Consider the following 7,730-nt stretch of genomic DNA (forward strand, 5'->3'; position numbering starts at 1 on the left):
CCAGCACCAGGCCGGTGTTGCGGCGGTTGCGCACCCAGAAGGCGTCCGCCGGCGCGCGGCCCTCGGCCTGCCACTTGCGGCGTTGTTCCTCGGCCACCGCGGCGACCCGTCCGGTCTTCATGAAGTGGGTGCCGTAACGCCTCGGCACGGTATATCCGTCGTAGACATGGTCGTAACGCCAGATGGCATCGAACAGGCCGCGCCGCACCGCCCCTTCGATGTCGGAGCCCTCGCGGTGATGCAACACCGCCAGGCGCTTGGCCCACTCGATCTTGTCACCCGGCTGGCCGATCAGCTGCCCCGCCGCCTTGGTCACTTTCTGATTGCGCCGGTAGAGGCTCTTGTGCCGCCGGTCATGCTTCCAGGGCTCAACGGCCTCGCCATTGGCTTCGATGAAGTCCACCTCCAGGGCCCAACCGCGTTCGTCACGCACCGGCTCCGCCCCGAAGACCAGGGAGCGTTCCATCGCCTCTACCCGCGCCGCAGTTTCCTCCGGCGACAGGGGCGTCACGGAACGAAGATCGAAGATGGACCGGGGCGCTTCTGGCGCGTCGGTTACACCACCACCCACCTCGGGCGCAGCAGGAAGCGGGCCGCCTGCATCCGCGCCGGCAGCCTCCAAAGAGGCATCGTCTATCATGGAAAACTCCGTTCAGAAGTCGGAGAAAACAGGCACCATCAAGTGAGAGGTTCTCGCTCTAACTTCGCCGCAATCGCTGGGCACGCTTCGGTTGATTAAACAAGGGGATTCCGAAATGAGGTTCCTGAACTACCTAAGTGTGTTCACAATCTGTCTGCTTGCGTCGGTGCCCGCATCCGCTGGCGGCGGAGAGCCATTCGAGCCGATTGACGCCCAAACCATGATCGATTCATGTTGGGATAAAACTTACGAGTTACGCAGCGGCAGCACCGCTGATGCATGAGAAGGAATACTGCTCAGCGCCCTCTGCCTCGAAGACCGTATTCTGGACCAGCTTGAGACAATCCGGATGAGCTACGGGGGCCTATACTGGAAGCTCTATAACGAGCACCAAGGCTGCTTTGTTTGCGGGACGCAGTACCACACAATTCATGTCGATGCGCATGCTCGCTTGATGGAGCGAGTACTACGCGATGCTGTCGATCAACGTAACCGATATAAGCTTTGAGCCGAAGAAAGTTTGGGCTGGGCTAAGGGCTTGGCCGATTGATTCGGAAGGACTCAGCTCTAGTGATCCACCCGGGGTTGCTGGAGAAGTTTGAGAGAGACCGCATATACGCAATACGCTTGTCCACAACGCGGTTGTTGACCTCTTCGATCTTCCCCGTCTTTACAGCCTGCTCCACGATTTTGCGAGTGCCCGACCCGACGATGCCGTCGTAGGCGAGGAAGCTTCGTAAGGCTTTCCCTCAATCGAAGACCTCGAGCTGACCGGACCCGCTCACCTCACGCCGGAAGCGCCTATACGCATGGGCAAGACCGAGAATCGAACCCACACTGACCAGAAAATAGTAGGAGCCAGCGACTTGCTCAAGCCAGTCGTCCGACGCGGATCCGAAAGGTGCACCTACAGTCAAAGTGCAGGCACTCAGCCCTTCAACATTCACGATAACGAAAAGGCGCAACCCCCAGATACCCTGCCAGACCATCATCGGTATAAGGGGAAGTGATAGAACAAGCGCCGGAATCCTCAAACGAAGGCTCGATAACAACGTGAAGCCGACCACGTAGGGAACAACCGATAAGAAGATCGCGAGTTTCAGTGGCTGAGCATCTCCCATTGGACAGTGATCTATATAGACTTGGTGCCAGGAAACTAGCCACGCAAAGTAGAGCAGTATTGAAGTAGCAACTCCTGCCATCTTAATCTTCCGATAAGGGACTAAGCCGTAGTTCTTTTTTGCAGTCTGTGTAGTTTACGTGTCAGCAATAAGGTTGATCTAAGTCAAAATCTAGGCAGATCGGATCGAGCTTTCATAGGGAAGACGGTCAAAGCCTCCGAAAGAGCGAAGATCACTTGGCAGGATTAACCGCATCGCTCAATCGCTCCTTGAGCGACCGCCGCGACGCGGGCGCCGTAGTCACTCACCTTCTCTCGGCCGGTGAACTTGTAAGGCGAGGCCACCCTGGCAACGGTTGGATTCCCAACGCGATCCTGAATACGCTTTATGAAAAGAACTCCAGCCGCGATATTGACAAGTGGGTCGGAAAAATCTGCGCCTCTCCCGGCCAATCCACCCCAAATCCCCGGGTCAATGTTCATAGGCAAGATCGTATCTGCTTGCTTGAAGGGCTCACCGAGTCGTCCATATGCGCCACCATGCGCGTTCTCCACATACATGATGGCCTTGACCAAGTTGGGATCGAGATCCTGCCGCCTCGCCTCGTGCTCGATCACATCTTGATGAACCCAGACGGCCCAGTACCCATCATCGTGACGCGCGTACCAAGGCTCATCACCTTTTGCCCTCGGCAAATCTTCAATCTCGAAGATCGCCGGTTCATTAGCGAGGATGTTTGCTATCCGGTCTTCTGACAAGTTGACGACTGGTACCTTTGGGAGACCTCCCTCAGAGGTTTCAGGTATTGCCTTCGTGGAAGTATCACTCGCAAGCGGTATATCGGGGTAACCAAAGCGCACCCGCTGTTCATCTGCAAAACCTGCCCCCAGTTCCTCGGCAGGAACAAGATTCGCGCCCTCAGGAAAGTATGGCTCGAATGCTCTTTCGATATCGGCCTGACCGGCGACGGTCTCCACGCCTTCTTCGCCCAAAATCGCGCCCGGCGGTTCGGCTGGAGTTCCAACCGGCACATCCGGATCGGCATTGGGTCTCACCAGCACCAAGCCGGTGTTGCGGCGGTTGCGCACCCAGAAGGCGTCCGCCGGCGCGCGGCCCTCGGCCTGCCACTTGCGGCGCTGTTCTTCCGCCACCGCCGCGACCCGTCCGGTTTTCATGAAGTGGGTGCCGTAGAGCCGCGGTACGGTGTAGCCGTCGTAGACATGGTCGTAACGCCAGATGGCATCGAACAGACCGCGCCGCACCGCCCCTTCGATGTCGGAGCCCTCGCGGTGATGCAACACCGCCAGGCGCTTGGCCCACTCGATCTTGTCACCCGGCTGGCCGATCAGCTGCCCCGCCGCCTTGGTCACTTTCTGATTGCGCCGGTAGAGGCTCTTGTGCCGCCGGTCATGCTTCCAGGGCTCAACGGCCTCGCCATTGGCTTCGATGAAGTCCACCTCCAGGGCCCAGCCGCGATCGTCGCGCACCGGCTCCGCCCCGAAGGCAAGTGCCCGTTCCACCGCCTCCGCCCGCGCCGCCTGTTCCTCCGGCGACAAGGGCGTGACGCTACGAAGATCGAAGATGGACTTCTTGGCTTTCGGCTGCTCAGCGGACGGCCGGGCACCGGGCACAGCGGTTCCCTCGCCGCCGGGAATCGGCTCCGGCAGCGGCATCGCGTTCCTCTCTCTCTGCATGTCAGGGCCTTTCGCTCTCACGCTCGCTGATAGCGGCTTCGGGGGGAGCCTCACGCGCCGGTTCGGCGTTCAGGGTCATGAAGACCTTCAGGCCGATGTTGCGCTCACCGTCGCGGCGATAGGTTTCATGAGGGTCGCCGGGCGCGCTCACCGGGCGGAACAGGCGGCACCACTCCAGGATCTGCCAGAGCACGCGGCGGCCCTGCTCGGCCGTCGACTCACCGAAGAAGACGGCCCGGAAATCGCGGTAGCGGTCGATGCCCGAGTAGTTCTTCCCCACGGCAGCACGGCGCAGATCCTCGAAAAAGCCTTCCGGGTCGGGTTTCCGCTTGGCGCCTTTGCTGAACCAACGGATCATCACAGCAGACCTCCGCCCCCCTGCCCCCCTCCGCCGCGGCCCGCCTGCGCCAGGCTCTGGACGATGTTGGCCGCCGCCTGAGCATCGCCCGGCAGGGCGGCGGCCTGCTGCGCTTGCTGGCGGCCGTCGCGCAAACTGTCGACCGTTTCCTTGGGGCGCAGCCAGCGTTGCGGCATGCCGAAGATGTCCGGGGTGTCGCGGGCGATGGCATCGCCATCGAAGTTATCAAGGATACTGGGGTCCGCCTGCACGAAGGGCGCCAGCAGCTCGACCGAGCGCGCCGCCCCAGCGGCCTCGATCTGCTTCCTCGCCTGCTCAACGGGGGAGGCGTAGTCGAAGACCACCTCACGCCCCTGCAGGATTTCCGGCGGCTCGGGAAAGGCCCCGGCCCGCAGCAGGATGTTGAAGGATCGTTCCACCACCTGGCCGATGTAGTCGCTTTCCAGCCGCCCGAAGACCGGCCCGATGGTGCGGATGAACTCCTCCTTGCGCTCCAGCACCTCGGTCGCTGTCATACGCGGCGCATCAATGGGCAGTTGCAGGACGTTGCGGAAGAAAGCGGCCCAGATCTGGTCGCGGGCGTCCTTCTGCATCTCCCGCCCGAGCGGCAGGTTGAAACCGGTCTGCAGCGGTTCGATGGGAATGCGGCCAAGATCGCGCGCCGCCTGCATGTCAAAGGTCGTGATCCCGCCGGGAAAGGTCTTGGGTGTGCCGAAAACCGAATCGTCGCCTACCAGAAGCGGCGGGTCGACCGCCTTGTGCCCCGCGACCAGAAGGGTCTTTCCCATCTGCTGCAGGGTGTTGGCATCCGGCAGGGCGATCATACCCGGCGAGCGGCCATAGACCTCGCCTGCCGTGGTGTCCCAGCGCGGTGCGGCAAAGGGAAACTCGTGATAGCCGCTCTCGCTCACCAGGTGCTCGGACTGGACGTCCAGAACCAGCGAGGCAAAAGGCAGGTTGGCATTGTCGCGCCGCCGCGTGTCTCTCTCCTTGCGCGGCATCACCACCTGCAGAAAAGTGAAGAGCTTGTCTTCCGCCCCATTGATCAGAGCCTCGCGGGTGTCTTTACCCAGGGCCGCTTCGCCGAAGCGCTGCGCCGCCTGCCGCGCCGTCAGGCGCAGGGTGACAAAGACAGTATCAATCTCGCCGTCGCCATTCTCCGCCAGCAGAACGTCCTTCAGATGAAAGGAACGGAACAGCAGCCGGTTGAGATCCTGCCCCTCGCCGACGAACAGCACGCCAGTACCGAAGGTCACGAGATCGTCATCCACCTCGCCGGAACGTTGGATGAAACGGGCGCGGCGGTCGTAGATCGCACGGTAGAGTCGCTCCTCGGCGACCTCCAGCCAGCGCTTGATCGACTCGTCGTCGTTGAATGCCTCGTCCTGCGTTTTGATACGGAACCAGCGCGCTGTCTTGGGCTTCAACAGACCGTCGATGGCCGAGGACAGCCCCCGGCGCGCCAGCATCGGCGTGCCGTCGAAAAGCTGGTCCGTGCGCCGCTCGCCGGCCATGTGCTCAGTGGTGAAGTCCGCGCGCCGCGGCAGCATCACTTCGGCCAGCTCCTGCCAGTGACTTTCCCAGACACGGCGCCGGTCCTTCAGGCGTTTGTGACGTGAAACCAGGTCGTCGATCTCTCGGGGCATGGAGGTATCCTGTCTTGTGAATTGACCCGTTTTGCGAAGAAGGCGCTGGCTTCAGCCGAGCAGCTTCTTCTGCTCCACCTGCGGCTGGCTCGGGTCGCCGAGCCCGCTGGTCAGTATGGTTGCCACGCGGCCGCGTCGACGTTTTGCCGCCTCCCGCTCTTTCTTGCGCGCCTCCTCGATCGCCGGATCCTCCGGTGTCGGCACCGGCGGCGGTGGCGGGGGTAGCGCTTTGGGTTTGGATCCGAACAAACCGCCCATGATCTGTCTCCTCTTGCCGTTTAGTTGCCCAGCAATGCCCTACGCCTGACGGTGGGTGTGCTGGGGTCGCCCAGGGGCGTCGTCAGGATGGTGCCGCTGCGCCCGCTTCGGCGTTTCGCATCTCGACGCCGCTTGGCCGCGCCGGGGTTGCTTGACGGCGCTGCAGCAACGCTGGCTGCCTTCGGTTTTTTCGGCTTGGGTGCGACGGCAATACCGGAAGTCAACCTTCCTCCCCGATCGTCGCGGGATCGGCTTGTCGTCGTCACTCCCCGGGCCGCCGCCCCCGCAACCGCGATCCCGAGGGAAGATCCTTTCTTCTTCCTCTTCTTCGGCGGATTGGGCTTTGATGCCCCGGCCGGCGACCCGGCACCTCTCTCACTTCCCATGCGCTTTCTCCAAACATCTAAAGAGTTGATAGGGCGTCCAGATCCACCAGCCACGCAGACCCAGGGCGCGCTTTACGGCCTCGACACAGGTGAAGAACCAGACTGGAAAGCGGCCTGCAGCCGCGCGCACTTCGGCTTCCATAACCGTGAAGCCCTGAAGCCGGTAGAACGCAGTCAGGTCATAGTCGGCGGCCACCTCTGCCAAAATCTCGGTACCGTTGCTGCGCGGGTCGACAACCATCCAGGCCCGGCCATCATTCAGCGCCAAGAAGCAGTGGCGAAAGCCCCGACGGCCGAACAGCCAGGGCCAGAACCCCGCGCCCTTGTCATGAAAGACGACGATGGCCTGCATCGGCATATCCTCGCGGTTACAAAATGAGATACATGCGCGGGCGGCCCCACGGCTGAAACGATCCGCAATCGGCCCTACAACAGGTTCGTGCCTCGCTCCCACTGTGGAACGAAGTCTTGTAGGCCCACAGTGCGTCGGCCCAACGGAGTCTTAGACCCCCTTGGTTCACCGGGACACACCTTAACCTTCAGTTTGACTTGAGGAAGATCAACCCTCGAAGCGGTCCGAGTGCGGGCTCCTGAACCTGCACCATCACGCTATGATCGCTGAACGCCTTGAAAGCGGATGCCGAACTCCCTACACTCTGACCGTGCCTCGCTCCCACGGTGGGACGACTCAACGTAGGCTCATCGTGCGTAGGCCCAACGGAGTACTAACCTCCCTGGGTTCACCGGGGCACACCCAACCTTCCTAGTTCGGCTTGAAGAAGATCGGTGCACGAAGCCGACTAATGTCAAAATTGATATCAGTAAGCCCAGTCTTGAATCCAGTTAGCAACCACGTCTGGCGTGTCGCACCTTTGTAGAAGCTTATAACGGCTTCGTGGCCACGATGGCTAAGCACAATTTTCTTCCCCGTTCCTGATCCTTGTTCTCGAGCGAGTGTTCCTTTCGCAATCGTCTCGATAACATCATCCACAACTTCAGCGCCGTGTTTGGCGATCACATGGGCGAGTCCACCGCCACCTCTATATTTCTTCGCCGGGTTACCAGCTTTTCCGAACAAGAACGCAATCGAACCTACGTCCTTTCGGAACATGGCCTCGGCCAGCACGCCGGGCTCGCCGCGCAGTGCCTGCTCGATCACGAGATCGGCGGCGGCGAGGCCGCGCCGGACGTTCTCCCGCGGATCGCGGGGCGGAAAGCGCGTCTTGGCGATGGCCTGGGCGGCCGTTCGATCGAGGAAGCCCGCGGGCACATTCCGCTTCACCAGCTCTCTGATCTGCCGCAGGCGCCCCTGCTCGTTGCGGCCCGGTGTCTTCTCCAGAACCACCTGCAGCGGCCGGCGTGACGGAATGCCTTTGGCCTTCTTGACCACACCGCGGGCCGCGGATGTCTTTCCAAGAGCGCGGGCGCCGCGCACCGGCGTGCCAGCAGCCGGGAAAGCACCGGCAAGGTAGGTGACCGTATCGATGGCCGCCTGCCGCGCACCGGCCAGGTCTCCTTCTCCGATACGCTCGATCAGGCGATTTGCGGCATCTTTGTAGTCCAGCAGCGATTGCGCCTCGCCTGAACCGGGCGCAATCGACTTGATGATCTCCACCAGCTCGGGGCC

General features: G+C 61.7%; 8 protein-coding genes. All 8 read right to left on the bottom strand.

Features of this window, described 5'->3' with window-relative positions; genetic code table 11:
• Window positions 1-640: hypothetical protein (locus HBA54_RS28435; protein WP_205944977.1), on the bottom strand; the 640-nt coding region annotated here is incomplete at its 3' end.
• Between the two features lie 749 nt (window positions 641-1,389).
• The gene (locus tag HBA54_RS28440) at window positions 1,390-1,842 is read right to left on the bottom strand and encodes a hypothetical protein (RefSeq protein ID WP_167232071.1); all 453 of its coding nucleotides are present in this window, start codon (window positions 1,840-1,842) and stop codon (window positions 1,390-1,392) included.
• A 164-nt stretch (window positions 1,843-2,006) separates the two neighbouring features.
• Window positions 2,007-3,434 (bottom strand): lysozyme family protein, encoded by a 1,428-nt coding sequence (locus HBA54_RS28445; RefSeq protein WP_167232074.1) that lies wholly within the window; start codon window positions 3,432-3,434, stop codon window positions 2,007-2,009.
• 22 nt (window positions 3,435-3,456) lie between these two features.
• Window positions 3,457-3,813 carry a Bbp19 family protein gene (locus tag HBA54_RS28450; protein ID WP_167232077.1) on the bottom strand — a complete coding sequence of 119 codons (357 nt, stop codon included), beginning with the start codon at window positions 3,811-3,813 and terminating at the stop codon, window positions 3,457-3,459.
• Window positions 3,813-5,459 (bottom strand): portal protein, encoded by a 1,647-nt coding sequence (locus HBA54_RS28455; RefSeq protein ID WP_167232081.1) that lies wholly within the window; start codon window positions 5,457-5,459, stop codon window positions 3,813-3,815. The genes HBA54_RS28450 and HBA54_RS28455 overlap by 1 nt, the downstream gene beginning before the upstream one ends.
• Before the next feature lie 51 nt (window positions 5,460-5,510).
• Entirely contained in the window at window positions 5,511-5,717 is a 207-nt protein-coding gene (locus HBA54_RS28460) for a hypothetical protein (protein ID WP_167232084.1), read from the bottom strand.
• Window positions 5,718-6,092: 375 nt separating this feature from the next.
• Window positions 6,093-6,455, bottom strand: a complete 363-nt coding sequence (locus HBA54_RS28465; protein ID WP_167232087.1) for a hypothetical protein — start codon at window positions 6,453-6,455, stop codon at window positions 6,093-6,095.
• Between the two features lie 411 nt (window positions 6,456-6,866).
• A partial coding sequence (locus tag HBA54_RS28470) for a putative barnase/colicin E5 family endoribonuclease (protein ID WP_167232091.1) occupies window positions 6,867-7,730 on the bottom strand: 864 nt, incomplete at its 5' end.

Origin of the sequence: Pelagibius litoralis (assembly GCF_011683915.1) — a bacterium.
Taxonomy (GTDB): Bacteria; Pseudomonadota; Alphaproteobacteria; order Kiloniellales; family Kiloniellaceae; genus Pelagibius; species Pelagibius litoralis.